The following is a 17,076-nucleotide window of genomic DNA, read 5'->3' as shown; positions in this document are numbered from 1 at the left end:
AATAAAAAACTATTTAACTATAATTCAAAGGCCTACCTAATTTCAAACTTATTGGTACTCCATCGCTTGTAGTATCAACAACAAAAGATCCATTAGAATACCGATCACTTAATGGAAACTCATTGGTTTTTACCATAATTTGTCTTTTACTACTTGTAGTTATTACTAATACATGTTCTTGTCCATATGAGACCAAAGAAGCTATTTTATGCGGGTGCGACTTAAGTTCTCTAAGTACAAGTACGCCCCTTTTAGCTCTAGAAATTTTATTAATTAAATCAGCCTTAATTTGTTTAAAGGCACCACGCTGCGTAACTATACCTATTCGAACTAAATTAATGTAATTAGAAGGAATTAGTGTATACGAAACAATAAAGTCATCGGCTTTTAGGTTAACTGATTTAACGCCTAACGCTTTTGCCCCCAATTCTGGTACCTCATTGAGATCATATCTAACAGCGTAAGCATCATGAGTAAATAAAATGACTTCAAATTTTTCATTTGGTTTAACTAAGTCAACCCTTACTATGGTACTGGTATCACCTTTCATTTTCATTGCAACCATTGCACGTGAACGGTAGGTCCTAGTTGGTGGTAGACTCTTTAATTTTACTTGCTTAATGTAGCCATCTGTACTAGCTAACACAAAATTTACGTCTTCATCTAATTTGCTAAATGAAAACACCCGAATAATTACTTCGTCACTACTCAAGCCTATTTCTTGTGATAAATGCTGACCGGTTTCTTTCCACTTTGCTTCAACAAGTTCATTTACTGGACGATAAATCACATTACCACGGTTAGTAAACAAGTATAAATTATCTAAAGTTGACACTGTCTTTTCATACACAACTTGATCGCCATCTGGTAATCCATTATCTTCATCATCACTTGATTGCCAAGATCGTAAAGAGGATCGTTTTAAATAACCATCACGACTAATTAAAATTCGTACTTGTTCATCAGCCAGAAGTGCCTTTTCATCAATTTTAATTTGAGCTGTTTCTGTAGAAATTTCTGTTCTTCGGGGATTTCCGAATTCTTTTTTAACAGTTGATAATTCTTTAATAATTTCTTTTTGTAAAATTTTGTCATCTGACAGTAGTGCACGATAACGGGAAATTTTATCTTTTAAATCATTTTGCTCTGCAACTAATGCATTTACATCGGTATTAGTTAAACGATATAGTTGTAATGAGACAATTGCTTCTGCTTGTCTTGAAGTGAAAGCAAATTTAGCAGTTAAATTTTTCTTAGCTTCGGCCTTATTTTTAGATGCACGAATTGCTTTTATTACTTCATCCAAGATATCCATCGCATGGATTAAGCCTTGAATTATTTCTAAACGTGTTTCAGCTTTATTTAAGTCATACTTAGTACGCTTGATAACAACATCTTTTTCATGCTCTAAATATGACGTCAAAATATGTTTCAGACCAACTTGTACCGGTGTCATATGATCAATTGCCACCATATTGAAGTTATAGGAAACTTGTAGTTCTGTATTTTTGAATAAGTAATTTAAAATATTTTGAGCATCTGTACCCTTTTTAAGTTCAATTACGATTGATAGTCCATGACGATCTGTTTCATCACGAACTTCAGCAATACCATCTATTTCTTTATTTAGCCGAATTTCATCAATTTTTTTAACTAATAGAGCCTTATTAACTGCAAAGGGTATCTCAGTGATCACAATTTCTTCCCGATGACCGCGAATTTCTTGAATCACTGATTTTGCTCGAACTTGAATTCGACCGCGTCCAGTCTGATATGCTTCTTGAAGTCCCTTTTGCCCCATGACAATTGCCCCTGTAGGAAAGTCTGGGCCTTTAACAAATTGCATTAATTCATCCAAACTAGCATTAGGATGTTTCAATAAATAAATTGTAGCATCAATTACTTCGCTTAAATTATGTGGGGGTATTTCAGTAGCATAACCTGATGAAATTCCGGTAGATCCATTAACTAATAAATTAGGAAAACGAACTGGAAGAACAGTTGGCTCATATTCTGTATCGTCAAAATTAAGTACCATATTGACAGTATCTTTGTCAATATCCTGTAAAAGCATATTAGAAATCTTATTCAAACGTGATTCTGTATAACGCATAGCTGCCGGACCATCACCATCCATTGAGCCATTATTACCATGCATTTCAATCAGAGTCTCACGCATTTTCCAGTCTTGGGATAAATGAACTAAAGCACCATATATTGAACTATCACCATGAGGATGAAAATTACCCATGATATTACCTACAGCTTTAGCAGCCTTTTTAAACGGTTTATCATAAGTATTATTGTCCAGATACATAGCATAAAGGATTCTCCTTTGTACTGGTTTTAAGCCATCACGAATATCTGGTAATGCTCTTTCTTGAATGATATATTTCGAATATCGTCCGAAACGTTCACCCATAACCTGCTCAAGCGGCATTTCACGAATTCGTTCATTTGTAGCCATTAATCAAAAACCTCTTTATTTCTACTCATTTTCTTCTAAAATTGATGCACTTTCGCCCATTCTAAACTTAACATTCTCTTCAATCCACTTGCGCCGAGCATCAACCTTGTCACCCATTAAAGTAGTTACGCGGCGTTCAGCTAATGCCGCATCGTCAATCTTAACTCGAATTAACATTCTAGATTCAGGATTCATCGTTGTCTGCCATAACTGTTCAGCGTTCATTTCACCCAATCCCTTGAATCTCTGCAGAGTATAGCCACGGCCAATTTTTTCCTCATCAATTGCTAATTCTTCATCCGTCCAAGAATACTTAACCTGTCTAGTTTTACCGCGCCCTTTTTGTAAGCGATATAAAGGTGGTAAAGCAATATATACTTTGCCATGTTCAATCATTGGCCTCATATACCGATAGAAAAAAGTCAATAGCAAAATTTGAATATGAGCACCATCATCATCAGCGTCCGTCATAATAATTACTTTATCGTAATTAGAATCGTCAACTTTAAATTCAGCTCCCACACCTGCACCGATAGTATAGATCATAGTATTAATTTCTTCATTTTTAAAAATATCTTGCAATTTAGCCTTCTGCGTATTTAATACTTTACCGCGCAAAGGTAATATTGCCTGAAATCTACGATCACGCCCCTGTTTAGCGGAACCACCAGCAGAATCACCTTCGACAAGAAATAACTCGTTTTTTTTCGGATTACGAGATTGGGCGGGGGTTAATTTACCTGATAATACTTCTTTTTTACGTCTTTTTTTACCATTTCGACTTTCATTACGTGCTTTTTTTGCAGCTTCGCGAGCATCCCTTGCACGCTGGGCCTTTTTAACTAATTCTTGAGCCAGCTCACCATTTTCCATTAAATAGTAAGACATTTTTTCATAAACAATTGCATCAACTACTGATCTAGCTTGTGGGGTACCCAGTTTTCCCTTAGTCTGGCCCTCAAATTCCAAAAGCTCTTCAGGTATTTTTACTGACAATACTGCACTTAGACCTTCACGATAGTCCGAGCCATCCAAGTTTTTATCTTTTTTACCAAGTAATCCTTGCTTTTTAGCATAATCATTGAATGCTCGCGTAAAGCCACTTCGTGCACCAACTTCATGTGTTCCACCATCAGCTGTACGCACGTTATTTACAAAAGAAACAAGACTTTCAGAATAACTATCACTATATTGACCACTAAATTCGACTTCAATTTCATCTTGTTTTCCATCAAAGTAAAAGACATTATTTAATGTATCCTTGCCTTCGTTAAGGTATGATACAAAAGATTCAATTCCGTTATCATACTTGAAGTCATCATGATGTATAGGTTCACGTTCATCCTTTAAAACAAAACGAACGCCCTTTAGTAAAAAAGCAGACTCCCGAATTCGCTCTTGAATAGCTTCATACTTATATTTTGTGGTCGAAAAAATTGTTTCGTCTGGCTTAAAAGTTATAGTAGTACCTGTTGGTTCCTTAGTTTTACCAAGACGCTTTAAACTGCCAACAGGATGACCACCATTAGTAAATTCCTCTTCATACAATATGCCATCACGCACTACTTTTACACACATATAACTAGAAAGAGCATTGACAACAGATGATCCTACACCGTGGAGTCCACCAGAAGTTTTATAGTTCTGCTCGGTAAACTTCCCACCGGCATGTAAAACAGTCAATATCACTTCAATCGTCGGCTTACCAGACTTGTGCATGCCAGTAGGCATCCCCCGTCCGAAATCACGTACAGTCACACTGTTATCACCGTGAATGGTTACATCAATTTCTTGGCCAAAACCAGCCATAGCTTCGTCAACTGAATTATCAACGATTTCATAAACTAACTGGTTTAAACCGTGAATGTCAGTCGATCCAATATACATTCCTGGTCTTTTACGTACAGCTTCTAAACCATGAAGAATCTGGATTGACGAATCATCATATGAATTTATATTTTTATTTGTTTTAGCCAAATAAACTCCTCCAGTTTTTTTAATCATTTATTTTTGTTCTGTTCTCACACTAAACAATCTTTGATAGAATAAGATTAGAAATTAAGAGAGTAGGATATAAATGATAAATCTAAAATTAATACTGGTATTTATTTTAGCATACTTACTAGGATCATTTCCGACCGGGGTTGTTATCGGAAAAATATTTTTCGCAGAAGATATACGTAAATATGGTTCAGGTAACATAGGAACAACTAATTCTTTTAGAGTTTTTGGACCATTAGCTGGTAGCTTTGTGTTAATCATTGATGTACTTAAAGGAACCTTAGCAACTAATCTGCCAAGATTATTGCAAATTTCTGGTCCAAAGTATCTTCTTCTAATTTGTGGTTGCTTAGCAATTTTAGGACATACTTTTTCTATTTTCCTTAAATTTAAGGGGGGAAAAGCTGTTGCAACTAGTGCCGGACTTTTCTTAGGCTACGATTTGAAGTTTTTCAGCATTTGTGCCTTGATTTTTTTGCCCCTTGTGTTTATTACTTCTTATGTAAGCTTATCAAGTTTAATCGCTGTTGTTTTGATTTTTATTACTACCTTTTTCTTTCATGATCTTTTCTTAGAGATCATCGTTGGCTGCATTATGATTATCCTTTTTAATCGCCATCGCAGTAATATAAATCGACTTATTCACCACCAAGAAAATATTATTCCCTTCGGCTTATGGTACTGGTATAAAAAAAAGCACCATAAGTTATAAACTAAAATAAATACAACCAGAAAAACTGGCTGTTATAATTATAAATCATCAGAACAAAAGTTCGCAATAAAATAATTAATAAAAAAATAGTATCAATAATTAACTGAGGTTCCCCTCTAGAATGGACCAAAAATCCAGCTGGAGGGTTTTATTATGGTTAAATTTACTAAACTATCCTAATTTTGGGGTTCACATTAATATTCAAACCGCGCATTGGGTCTTTTATAATAATAAAATGTCTAAGCTTTTAGTTAAACTTAAACTTCCGAGTTTATATTAAATTTTCTAAATAGCTATGTTGGCAATGATATTCGCCTTGATTTTGTTATTGTTTCTAAAAAAATGAAGTTCGTAATCAAAAAGTTGTTTCATTTCTGGATTTAAATTATGCGCAATGAAGATTACACTGGCATCAGTCGCCATAATTTTACGTAAGATTTTTATAGTTGCCTGTTCATCAATCGCACTTGTTCCCTCATCAACCAGAATGATTCTACTTTGATGAATTAGTGCACGTGCCAAAACTATTTTTTGTCTTTGACCACCTGAAATAGAAGGTTGATTTGCCTACACCTGACTCACCCGTTAACAATATTTTTTGGCCAGGTTTAACTTTAATATCGGGTAATTGTAAACTTTCACCATTCGGGAAAGCCATTTGCAAATCAGCTGTGATAATTTCATCTACTTCTTCTAAACCTACATTGGCTTCTTCCTGCTTAATAACTGGTATGACTAAATCTTCAATCTGCCTATTAAGATCAGTAACTCCAATCATGGCTCCACGAGCCTCTGTGATCATCTCAATACCACTAGTTAAATAATATTTGAGATCACTAACTACTGAAATCACCCCAAAAGCTATTTGCTTGGTAATAATTAAATAGCCAGTTACAGCATATAGCAACAGTAACATAACTTGAGAGGAGACTTCGTTAACAAACTTAAGATATTGCTTTATTCCAGTTTCTTTGACATTAGCGTTCTCTAATTTTTGTGAAGATTTGCTTAATACTACAAAAAGGTGATTACCAGCAAAATATCTTTGTAACTCTTCTATTCCGGTCAACCAACTTCTTATTGTATCAAGATAGTTTTTGTTACTAGCAGAAATAGTCATCATAGCTTTTTGTAACGGCCTTGCTATTAACTTGGGTAAAAGTAATGATACAATTACCATCAAGGAAATAACGATTAACATGGCCCAATGGATAGTAAATAACAATACTAAAGCAGAAACAAAATAGCCGATGCCACTAACCAATTTGAAAAAAGCATCAAGATAGTTTTCCTCACTTTGAATTAGGTCGTTTGTTAAAAAATTCTGTATTTGAGCAATTGCATATTCTTGCTTGGTATAACAGAGATGGCTAACTATTTTTGCTCTTATAATTTTTTTATATCGTTCTTTTTGTTTGGCTAAAATATAATCAAATAGATATTCTATTAAGTAACTAACTACTAGCAAAACAAAGGAAAGCGCCGTTAGTTTTAAAAACTTGGGTAAACTAACCTGTTGAATAGCATCAACCTGGTATATTCCAACCTGTGTGTTTAGCAGCGCCAAAGCAGGCGCTAGTAGCTTAACTATTATCGTACAAATAAAAACAACAGGATTCACCTGCCAAAAATCTTTGATTTTCATAATCTTTCCTTACTTCTATCTGCTTAAGTTAATACGATAATCAAATAATTTTTGCACTTCCGGTCGCAAATTATGACCAATCATGATAATGGTTTGATTACTTGCTAGCAGTGATTTGATAATCTTAGTACTAGTTTTACTGTCGATTGCACTAGTTGGCTCGTCTAGTAGCAAAAAATTTTGTCTTTTTAATTTGGCCCGCGCTAAGATGATTTTTTGTTGCTGACCACCAGATACGTTGAGATTATCGAGATTGATTGTCGTGTTTACACCTTGGGGAAACTTGGTCAGATTGTCAGTTAATTCAACCGAATCAATCACTTTATTTAACTGACTTTCTGGATAATGTTGAAACATTGTCATATTATTTGCAATTGTATCAGGAAAAAGAACGCCGTCCTGGGCTACATAGCCGATCTGTCTGTAGTTAGGCGTAATCAATTCACCTTTTTTATTGTAATATTCAATTGAGCCTGCCGTAGGCTGCAACTTGCCCAAGATAGCTTTAAGCAGAGTTGACTTCCCAGTGCCCGGGTCTCCGCTAAGCAAGACCTTGTCGCAAGCCTTAATTGCAAAATCTGGATACCTTATCTGGTGGCCCTCGTAAGTTATCACTAGCCCTTTTACACTGATAGCAGCAGGAGAAGCGTCCACTTCAGTATCTGTTTCAGTATCCTGAGTCAACGTGTGCAATTCGGTGCGCAGGTCTTTAGTGGCCTTTATCTGCGTAATGGAGTCAATTATGTCCCATAATTCATCAAAAATAGAACTAACAAAGTTACTAGCAACAAGCAAACCACCGATGTCTAATTGGTGGTGAAAGAAAAGTAGACCACCCCAGAGGATAATACCAACTTGACCAATTGAATTACCTACCCCATTTAGTCCATCAGCAGTACTCAATGCTTTTTGTTTTTTTTCATTTGCATCAGCAAGCCTACCACTACTTTGGTTAAGCACATTTTGCAATCGGTTAATTGCATGGTAGCGCCGTAATACATTTAATCCACTAAACCAGTCAGCAACTGTCTTTAAAAAGACGGCGTTTTTCTGGGAAGCTGCCTTAGTTGCACGCGTGGTAATTTTTTGGGTTAATTGAGGCAGAGCAAGTACTATGACACAAGTGAGGACTGTAGCTATGACCAGCGTCCAATGCATAGAAAACAACACACCGATAGACATCAAAAGCATTAAGCTGCTGCTTAAGATAAGAATCCAAGGTCTGGCATATTCATCTGCTAAAGTTTTCATATTATTATTTAAAATATTTTGAATTTCAGCAACTTTGGTATTGTTATTTTGATAATAATGATGAATGATCTTGTCCCTGATAGCATGGATATACTGCTGTATTTGCTTATTAAATAAGTAGGTTCCATAAGCTAAAAGCAGGCTACTTACCATAGCAATAAGTATCTCTGCAATGCACCAATAAATAAAGTTCGATAAGCTTTTATTGATTAAGGAGTTTAAAGCATATCGAAAAAGAAATGCAGAGATTGTTCCTGCATACGAGTACGCAAGATAAATAATAACCAACAAACCTGCTCGGAAAGTGTTGATTTTAAAAAGACTTCTAAGCGACATTGTAATTCTCTTTCAATTGTATAAAAAAACTATTGCTATATTTTACCATATAGCAATAGAATAAAATAAAAAAATATGTTATTTTTAAAGTCAATGTTAATATTCTTTCATAGAATGCTTATAAATGAGTTATTACCTGAAAGACTTACCGTTAAGCCAGCAATTTATAGTATTAGTAAACTCAAGCTTGCAATGGCAGAAGTTAGAAATAGATTCTACATTCTTAGATTTACCTATATCTTTTGGAAAACAGATTGTCTATTAAAGTGAATCAAATACTACACTAAAACTAGAATTAAGTATAAGTTAAAAGGCCGCACCCCGATTGAATATCGGAATACGGCCTTATAAAATGAAATAATATTAACTTCTAATTCTAGGGGTTAGTTTCAGTCAATAATTAACACTAAGCTTTTTACCTTAATCATGAAAAGCCATACTAAAACCAGCAGTAAAAGTTTTTCCTGTTTCAAGGTGATTCATTCCAAATTTTTCTTCTAACTTCCCAGTCGAATCTGCTCGATCAGCAATTCCCCACCAAGGTTCAATACAAACATAATCAGCCATTTGGGGATACTGTGACCAAATCCCTACAAAAGGTGCATCCCGCAGCCATACATTAACATGATAATTACTAGTATCAGTTTTCAACGATATGCGATTATCATGGCCATGTAATTCAAAAACCAGGGCATCATTTTTAAATAAATGTTCGCTTAAGGTAATCAAACTATTAGTCGATGCTAGAGAGCGATTAGACCAGTCTAGAAGACCATTACTTTTTATTGGAATTTGCACACGAGTAAGTGAAGGTTTAGTACTAAAATAAAAATCAGACTTGCTAATAACCGAACTTGTTGGAATATTAAATCCCGGATGACCGCCAATTCCAAAAATCATTTCATAATCTGATTTATTGGTAATACTAAAGTTTTCTTCAAGTAAATTGTTTAATAAATTATAGTTAACCCGCAGTTCAAACTTAAAGGGATAAATTTCTCTTGTCTGAGCTGTATCTGTTAGCAAAAAAGTAATACTCTCAGCGGTATGTTGCTCAACCTCAAATGCCATATCGCGGGCAAAACCGTGCTGGGCCATTTGATAGGTCTTACCTTGAAAAGTATATTGATTATTTTTCAATTTACCTACGATAGGAAACAGAATTGGTGCATGCCGTTGCCATACATCTGGATTTGCCTGCCAAATATATTCATAGTTACTATGCAGACTTTTAACACTGTGAATCTCGGCACCTATATTTGAAATAACAACTTGTAAAATACTATTTTTAATAGTGTAATCCATGATCATTCATCGCCTTTATTAAAGAATAAACTTGGTTAAATCTTTATTTGTTATTATATCACTAAGTTTTTCATTAACATATGCTTCAGTAATCGTTATTTCACCCATGGCCATATCTGGTCCTTCATAAAGCACATCTTCAAGCAATTTTTCTAAAATAGTCGACAATCTTCTTGCACCAATATTATCAGTTCCCTGATTGACATCATAAGCAATTTGTGCAATTCGACTTATAGCTTCTTGTGTAAAAATCAATTTAACACCATCTGCTTTCATCAAAGCAACGTACTGTTCTAACAGAGAATCGGCTGGATCCTTTAAAATTTTCACAAAATCATTCTTTGTCAACGCATTAAGTTCCACTCTAATTGGAAAACGTCCCTGTAATTCAGGAATTAAATCACTAGGTTTAGATTCAGAGAAGGCACCGGCTGCAATAAACAAAATATGGTCTGTTTCAACTGGACCGTATTTTGTCTGCACGGTCGATCCCTCAACAATTGGTAAAATATCGCGCTGTACCCCTTCACGTGATACTTCCCCAGAAGTTTTTTTATTACCAGCAGCAATTTTATCAATTTCATCAATAAAAATGATGCCATTATTAGCCGTCCGTTCAATCGCTTTTTGATAAATTGAATCATAGTCAACCATCTTATGTGATTCTTCTTGAATTAAAATTTCACGTGCTTCTCGAACTGGTAAGGTGCGCTTAATTTTCTTTTTAGGTGCTAGCCCATTAAGTATTGAACTCATATCAATACCCATTTGCCCCATCATATCACCCATCGGGTTAACTTTAGGTGCCTGTTCAACGTTAATTGTAACATCTCGATTTTCTAGTAAGCCTTTGTTTAATTGTTCAGCGACAGTCAAACGCTCATTACGGATAGCATCAGTTACTTCTTCTTCATTTGAATTAGCGTCTGCCTGAGTACCTGAAGTCATCGCCGACATCATCTGTTGCCATTCTTCCATCATATTCTTTTGCTTTTCACGTTTAATACCAGGAACTAGCAAGCGTACTAAAGCTTTATTAGCTTCTTTAGTTGCCTGTAAACGAACTTGATCAAATTGTTCTTTTTCTTCCATACGAACTGCTTCATTAACCAAGTCACGTACCATTGATTCCACATCACGACCGACATAGCCAACTTCTGTAAATTTAGTTGCTTCTACTTTAACAAAAGGTGCCTTAACGATTGTGGCTAACCTTCTAGCAATTTCTGTCTTACCCACACCCGTTGGTCCTGCCATCAGCATATTTTTAGGAGTTATTGCTGCCTGCATTTTACTGGATAATTGCATGCGCCGATAACGATTATAAAGGGCAACTGCAACTGCCTTTTTAGCATTATCTTGACCAATAATATATTCGTTTAGCAAACTAACAATTTGCTTAGGAGTCTTTGTTTCCATGAGTTTCACCTGCTTTTAAAGTTCATCTGTATTAATTTGGTCATCGGTAAAAATATCAATACCAGCAGCAATTTCAACTGCTTCATGTGCAATTTCACTCGCTGTCATATTCGAAGAATGCCTAATCATCGCAATTGCCGCCGCTTGAGCAAAATTGCCACCTGAACCAATCGCAACAACATTCTCATCTGGCTCTAAAACCTCTCCATTACCAGAAATAAGCAATAGGTCATGATCATTAAAAGCAATAATCATGGCTTCCAATTTCTGTAAAGTTGCATCTTTACGCCATGCTTGCGCCATTTCAACAGCTGCTCGGCGCAAATCTCCACCAAATGCCTCTAACTTTCCTTCAAGCATGTCTTGCAGACTAACAGCATCCGCAACCCCACCTGCAAAACCGATTACTACTTGATTATGATATATCCGGCGAATTTTTTTAGCAGTTGACTTAGCAATTACTTTTTCACCTAAAGTAACCTGTCCATCACCTGCAATTGCAGTCTTACCATTATATTTTACTGAACATATTGTTGTCATTATTTTGCCTCGTCTTTCTTATCATTGCGGGAAAAAAATCTTTTATAATTTGCTTGTAGATGGCTCATAGTCACATGCGTATATATCTGGGTGGTTGAAAGATTAACGTGACCAAGTAATTCTTGAACGCTACGCAAATCAGCACCATTATTGAGCATAGCCGTCGCAAAGGAGTGCCGTAACTCATGTGGATGCACTTTACCGTTAATTCCTGCATTGTTAAACACTTTTTGCATAACATACTCAATGCCACGCGAGGTTAATGATCGTCCCCGACTATTTAAAAAAACATGATCTGTATCTTTTGCATTGGCTAAAAGTTGCTTGCGCGCACTTTCTAAATAATCTACTAATACAACTTTAGTTTGATCATCAAAAGCTACATAACGATCCTTATTCCCCTTACCATGGACTAAGATAATCTTTAAATCAAAATCTATTGCCTTAATTTTTAATCCACTAACCTCACTAACCCTCATACCAGTTGTATAAAACAATGCAAACATCGCTAGATTACGCATTGTTAATGGATCTTTACTACTTAGTGAAGTTATAACTTGATCAATTTCTGGTGGATAAAAAAATTGCGGTAGTTTTCGTTCTTTAGCTCTCAAGACAATAGTCTGAGTCGGATTAACTTTAATCATTTTTCGTTTAAACAAAAAATGATAAAAAGAACGTAAACTTGACATTTTTCGCGCTTGAGTAGTACGTGCAAGCTTACGTTGAGCCAAATTTTGTAAAAAAATCTCCACATCCCTGGGTACTACTTTTTCCCAACCAGTAAAGCCACCATTTTCTTGCCAAAACATTTTTGCTTCAAGCAAATCAGTTTGATAAGACCTAATAGTTGCCTTGCTATATTGACGCTCATTTTGTAAATACGAAATAAAAAGTTGCAAAAAATTACTTTCTTCCGCTACCATTTTAGTCTATCACTTCTTGCTTGAACTTTGCTAGCGTTTCCAAGCTACGCTCACTAATTTTTTCATGCCGTTCACGCTTATTACGAATTTTTTTACCTTCAAGACCAGGTATCAAAGCAAAACTAGCATTCATTGGTTGAAAGTGCTTAACATTAGCTGTAGTCACATAATTAGCCATTGAACCCATTGCAGTAATTTTCGGAAAAATAATTGTATCTTGTCCGCTCGCTTTTCTGGCTGCATTAATTCCAGCAACTAAGCCACTGGCTGCACTCTCAACATATCCTTCTACACCTGTCATTTGACCAGCAAAAAAGAGGCCAGCACATTTTTTAGCTTCATAACTTGCCGTTAGTACTTCAGGTGAGGCCATATAAGTATTACGATGCATTTTACCATAACGAATAAAACGTGCATTGGCTAGTCCTGGTATCATTGAAAAAACTCGCTTTTGGGCCCCATACTTCAAATGAGTCTGAAAGCCAACTATATTATACATTGAGGCAACCGCATTATCTTGCCGCAATTGGACTACTGCATACGGCTGTTTCCCAGTATGTGGATCTTCTAACCCTACTGGCTTTAGTGGACCAAATAACATAGTCTTTTCACCACGAGCAGCCATAACTTCAATCGGCATGCAACCTTCAAATACATCTTCTTTTTCAAAACTATGCACTTGGGCTGTTTCTGCACTCACCAATTCACGGGCAAAATTTTCATATTCTTCTTGCGTCATTGGACAATTTAAATATGCCGCCTCACCCTTATCATAGCGTGACTTCTTATAAACAATATCCATATCAATTGAATCAGCAGCAATAATTGGTGCAGCAGCATCAAAAAAATGTAAACTTTCAGTTCCAGAAAATTTTTGAATTTGTGTAGCTAATGCATCACTAGTTAAAGGACCTGTAGCAATAACATTTATTCCTTCAGTTGGCAAAATTTTTATTTCTTCATCATGAAAAGTAATCTTCGGCATTGCGTGCAACTTAGCGGTAACATAGTCACTAAAATCATCCCGATCCACAGCTAGTGCTCCACCAGCTGGAACTTGTGTCTTATCTGCTGCAGCAATAATAAGTGAATCTAACTGACGCATTTCTTCTTTTATCAATCCTACCGCATTTGATAGTTGATTCGACCGCATTGAATTGGTACAAACAAGTTCAGCTAACTGCCCTGTTTTATGTGCAGATGTCATTTTTTGCGGTCGCATTTCATAAAGATCAACTGGAATTCCTCGTTTAGCCAATTGCCAAGCAGCTTCACTTCCAGCTAAGCCACCACCTACTACAGTTACTTTTTTAGGCATATCAATATTCCTTTACTAAAAATATTATTTATGTAAAAGAATATCATCAAATCAGATTGATTTGATGATATTTACATAAATTTAACTTTATTGGTTTTCTTTTTCTTCTTCCCTTGGTTCTTCGCTGTAATCACCATTAGGGCATAAAACAACTAAATTGTGTTTACTTCTTTTTTCAACTAGGAAGTGACCATCATTAGGGCATTGGCGACTAATCGGCTTATCCCATGAAACAAAATCACATTCTGGGTAACGAGAGCAGCCATAAAATTTACGGTTACGTTTGGATTTCTTTTCAACCACATCACCTTTACCACATTTGGGACACAAAACACCTATTTTTTTAACAATTGCTTTCGTATTACGACATTCCGGAAAGCGCGAACAAGCATAAAATTTGCCATAGCGGCCCATTTTAATGACCATGGGGGCACCACAGATATCACAATTAAAACCAGCTGGTTCATCTTTAATCTGAACTTTTTTTATGTCGGCATCAGCCTTATCTAGTTCCTTTTTAAAGGGATGATAATATTCATCTACCACCTTTACCCAATTCTTCTGGCCCGCTTCAATGCTATCTAAGTCATTTTCTAATTGAGCTGTAAAATCAATATTAACAATGTCTGGGAAAAATTTTTCAATTAAATCGTCAACAATTTCACCCAATTCTGTCGGTACAATAGATTTAGCTTCTAATTTAACATAATAACGCCGCTGCAGTGTATCAATTGTCGGAGCATAGGTTGAAGGCCGACCAACACCATTTTCTTCTAGAGCATGAACTAAACTGGCTTCAGTATATCGAGCTGGTGGTAAAGTGAAATGCTGCTTATTATCAGATTTTGCTAATTTAACAATATCACCATTTTCCAATTCAGGTAATTCACTACTTTTTTCTTGTTGATTGTCATATACCTTAGTAAAGCCAGCAAATTTCATTTTTGAACCTGTAGTTCTAAAAATCACCCCATTTTGTTCAGCATCTGCTCTAACTGTGTCATAAACAGCTGGTGTCATTTCACTGGCTAAAAAGCGTGACCAAATCAACTTGTATAAACGATATTGCTCAGTAGTTAACACTGCTTTAAGTGACTCCGGTGTACGATAAACGCTAGTTGGCCGAATTGCTTCATGAGCATCTTGGGCATCTTCTTGATTTTTAAAATGCCGCGCCCCTTTAGCTGCATATTGGGCACCATATTTTTCATTCAAAAATTTAGATGCTTCAGCCTGGGCTATTGGAGATATTCGTTTGGAGTCTGTTCTCATATATGTAATTAAGCCGACCGTACCTTCTTTACCTAAGCTAATTCCCTCATATAACTGCTGGGCAATGCTCATAGTTCTTCTAGTACGATAACTTAACCGCTTATTGGCTTCTTGTTGCATTGTTGAAGTTGTAAACGGAGCAGCTGGTTGGCGCCGACGTTCACGTTTAACAACATTATTAATATTAAATTCTTGCTTTTTATCAATTTTAGCTAAAACATTTTTGACAGCGTCATTATTGGGTAAGTCCTTTTTTTTACCATTGATTCCCCAAAACTGGGCTTTAAATATTTTAGTTTTTTTCTTAAATTCAGCGTCAATTGTCCAGTATTCTTCAGGCTTAAAATTATTTATTGCTTTTTCACGATCAATCACAAGCTTAAGCGCAACAGATTGAACACGCCCAGCACTCAAACCTTTTTTTACTTTATCCCATAAAATAGGTGATAAAGAATAACCGACTATTCGATCTAAAATTCGGCGAGCTTGTTGGGCATTAACTGTATCCATATTAATTGCCCGTGGATGCTTGAAACTGTTTTTGACAGCATCCTTAGTAACCTCATTAAAAGTAACTCTATTCTTAGCTGTATCATCCAAATTTAAGGCATGGGCCACATGCCAAGCAATAGCTTCTCCTTCACGATCGGGGTCAGAAGCCAAATATACTTCTTTAGCCTTTTTGGCTTCTGCCTTCAATTCCTTAATTGTGTCACCTTTACCACGAATTGAAATATATTTAGGCTCGTAGTGATTTTCAAAATCAATCCCCATTTGTGATTTAGGCAGGTCACGAATGTGTCCCTTAGAAGCAATCACACGATAGTTACGTCCTAAATATTTTTCAATTGTTTTAGCTTTAGCCGGTGATTCAACTATTACTAATGTTTTTTTACGCTTTTTTGGCTTTGACTTAGTAGGCATCAAAAGCCTCCTCATTAATTTTCTTAATTTTAGTACTAGACTGAGAATAGAATATTTATTGGCTAATTGTCAAATCTTTAAAGTTGAAATTCAAAATCCGTAATTGGACAAGCCCCAGCTGCAATTAACTTGTTAGGTCCTGCAGAAAGGAGACTAGTAATTGGCCCCGGGATGGCAAAGATATCACGATTTTCTTGTAAAGCTAAGTTAGCTGTTATCAATGAGCCAGACTTTTCCTTAGCTTCAGTTACAATCACACTTTGTGCAATGCCAGCTAAAATACGATTACGCTCTGGAAATCGAAAGGGTCTTGGTGGAGTATCAGGTAGGTACTCACTTAAAATTAGACCAGATTTAGCAATTTGCTCTTGAACCTGATAATTACTCATGGGATAAAAATGATTAAGTCCATTCCCCACTACAGCAATAGTCTTACCTTTATTTTTTAAGGTTGCTTTGTGCGCCATGACGTCTACCCCTTTGGCTAGACCACTGGCAATTACTATCTTATTTTTGATTAAATTAGGTACCAACTTATCCAACACTACTTGACTATAATTAGTAGCCTGCCTAGCGCCAACGATTGTTACTATTTTATTTTTTAATAAACTCAGATCTCCTTGAGTAAATAAAACTAAAGGTGGCCGATAAATTTGACGCAAGGCGTCTGGATATTCATTATCAAAAAAACTAATGGGGTAACACTGTTTCTTAATACGAATAATAATTTTTTCTATCCCTGTATCATTATACGCAGCTAAGCATGACTGATTTAAATTATCAGGCAAATTCATATTCTTAATAGTCTGAATACTGATATCATTGCTAGTGATTTGACTAGCAATTCGTAACATTTTAACATAACCAATATTTTTTTGTAGTTTTAGACGTAAAAGAAAATCTGTTATTTTCATAAAAAATCCTCCCATTTGTATAATACGCAGAAAAGGAGGCAGATTT

General features: G+C 35.7%; 14 protein-coding genes. 2 read left to right on the top strand and 12 right to left on the bottom strand.

All coding sequences use genetic code 11. The features are described from left to right. Positions 1-13 precede the first annotated feature (13 nt). Together parC and parE are read right to left on the bottom strand one after the other, a co-directional pair. Positions 14-2,467 carry a DNA topoisomerase IV subunit A gene (parC, locus tag F5ESL0225_RS03615; protein WP_122021647.1) on the bottom strand — a complete coding sequence of 818 codons (2,454 nt, stop codon included), beginning with the start codon at positions 2,465-2,467 and terminating at the stop codon, positions 14-16. Between the two features lie 21 nt (positions 2,468-2,488). Continuing rightward, entirely contained in the window at positions 2,489-4,471 is a 1,983-nt protein-coding gene (gene parE, locus F5ESL0225_RS03610; RefSeq protein WP_122021646.1) for a DNA topoisomerase IV subunit B, read from the bottom strand. A gap of 73 nt (positions 4,472-4,544) precedes the next feature. Between parE and plsY the strand changes: the two genes are divergently transcribed. Beyond that, positions 4,545-5,180, top strand: a complete 636-nt coding sequence (gene plsY, locus F5ESL0225_RS03605) for a glycerol-3-phosphate 1-O-acyltransferase PlsY (protein WP_090091914.1) — start codon at positions 4,545-4,547, stop codon at positions 5,178-5,180. 285 nt (positions 5,181-5,465) lie between these two features. On the opposite strand, the gene F5ESL0225_RS03600 is transcribed toward plsY, so the two are convergent. The 3 genes from F5ESL0225_RS03600 to F5ESL0225_RS03590 are packed head-to-tail and all read right to left on the bottom strand — an operon-like array spanning position 5,466 to position 8,412. Continuing rightward, positions 5,466-5,702 carry a hypothetical protein gene (locus F5ESL0225_RS03600; RefSeq protein ID WP_158592382.1) on the bottom strand — a complete coding sequence of 79 codons (237 nt, stop codon included), beginning with the start codon at positions 5,700-5,702 and terminating at the stop codon, positions 5,466-5,468. Further along, positions 5,674-6,825, bottom strand: a complete 1,152-nt coding sequence (locus tag F5ESL0225_RS03595; RefSeq protein WP_122047863.1) for an ABC transporter ATP-binding protein — start codon at positions 6,823-6,825, stop codon at positions 5,674-5,676. Before F5ESL0225_RS03595 ends, F5ESL0225_RS03600 begins: the two co-directional genes overlap by 29 nt. 15 nt (positions 6,826-6,840) lie before the next feature. Beyond that, on the bottom strand, positions 6,841-8,412 hold the full coding sequence (locus tag F5ESL0225_RS03590; protein WP_122047862.1) for an ABC transporter ATP-binding protein: 1,572 nt from the start codon (positions 8,410-8,412) through the stop codon (positions 6,841-6,843). A gap of 270 nt (positions 8,413-8,682) precedes the next feature. Here F5ESL0225_RS03590 and F5ESL0225_RS08560 point away from each other — a divergent pair, with 270 nt between their 5' ends. Next, on the top strand, positions 8,683-8,763 hold the full coding sequence (locus F5ESL0225_RS08560; RefSeq protein ID WP_370448613.1) for an IS3 family transposase: 81 nt from the start codon (positions 8,683-8,685) through the stop codon (positions 8,761-8,763). A 69-nt stretch (positions 8,764-8,832) separates the two neighbouring features. On the opposite strand, the gene F5ESL0225_RS03585 is transcribed toward F5ESL0225_RS08560, so the two are convergent. From F5ESL0225_RS03585 to dprA, 7 genes are all read right to left on the bottom strand, one after another. After that, a complete protein-coding gene (locus tag F5ESL0225_RS03585) occupies positions 8,833-9,717 on the bottom strand; it encodes an aldose 1-epimerase family protein (RefSeq protein ID WP_122021642.1) in 885 nt (294 codons plus the stop codon). A gap of 18 nt (positions 9,718-9,735) precedes the next feature. Further along, the gene (gene hslU, locus F5ESL0225_RS03580; RefSeq protein ID WP_122021641.1) at positions 9,736-11,136 is read right to left on the bottom strand and encodes an ATP-dependent protease ATPase subunit HslU; all 1,401 of its coding nucleotides are present in this window, start codon (positions 11,134-11,136) and stop codon (positions 9,736-9,738) included. 15 nt (positions 11,137-11,151) lie between these two features. Continuing rightward, positions 11,152-11,676 (bottom strand): HslVU peptidase proteolytic subunit, encoded by a 525-nt coding sequence (gene hslV, locus F5ESL0225_RS03575; protein ID WP_122021640.1) that lies wholly within the window; start codon positions 11,674-11,676, stop codon positions 11,152-11,154. Continuing rightward, positions 11,676-12,602, bottom strand: a complete 927-nt coding sequence (gene xerA, locus F5ESL0225_RS03570) for a site-specific tyrosine recombinase/integron integrase (RefSeq protein WP_122021639.1) — start codon at positions 12,600-12,602, stop codon at positions 11,676-11,678. The genes hslV and xerA overlap by 1 nt, the downstream gene beginning before the upstream one ends. 1 nt (position 12,603) lies before the next feature. Then, positions 12,604-13,920, bottom strand: a complete 1,317-nt coding sequence (gene trmFO / locus F5ESL0225_RS03565; RefSeq protein WP_090091901.1) for a methylenetetrahydrofolate--tRNA-(uracil(54)-C(5))-methyltransferase (FADH(2)-oxidizing) TrmFO — start codon at positions 13,918-13,920, stop codon at positions 12,604-12,606. 87 nt (positions 13,921-14,007) lie between these two features. Beyond that, positions 14,008-16,116, bottom strand: coding sequence for a type I DNA topoisomerase (topA, locus tag F5ESL0225_RS03560; protein WP_122024643.1), 2,109 nt, complete (start codon positions 16,114-16,116; stop codon positions 14,008-14,010). Between the two features lie 77 nt (positions 16,117-16,193). Further along, the gene (gene dprA / locus F5ESL0225_RS03555; protein ID WP_122024642.1) at positions 16,194-17,030 is read right to left on the bottom strand and encodes a DNA-processing protein DprA; all 837 of its coding nucleotides are present in this window, start codon (positions 17,028-17,030) and stop codon (positions 16,194-16,196) included. Positions 17,031-17,076: the final 46 nt, after the last annotated feature.

Source organism: Lactobacillus sp. ESL0225, assembly GCF_003692905.1.
GTDB lineage: Bacteria > Bacillota > Bacilli > Lactobacillales > Lactobacillaceae > Lactobacillus > Lactobacillus bombicola.
This window is presented reverse-complemented; position numbering and strand designations above follow the sequence as displayed.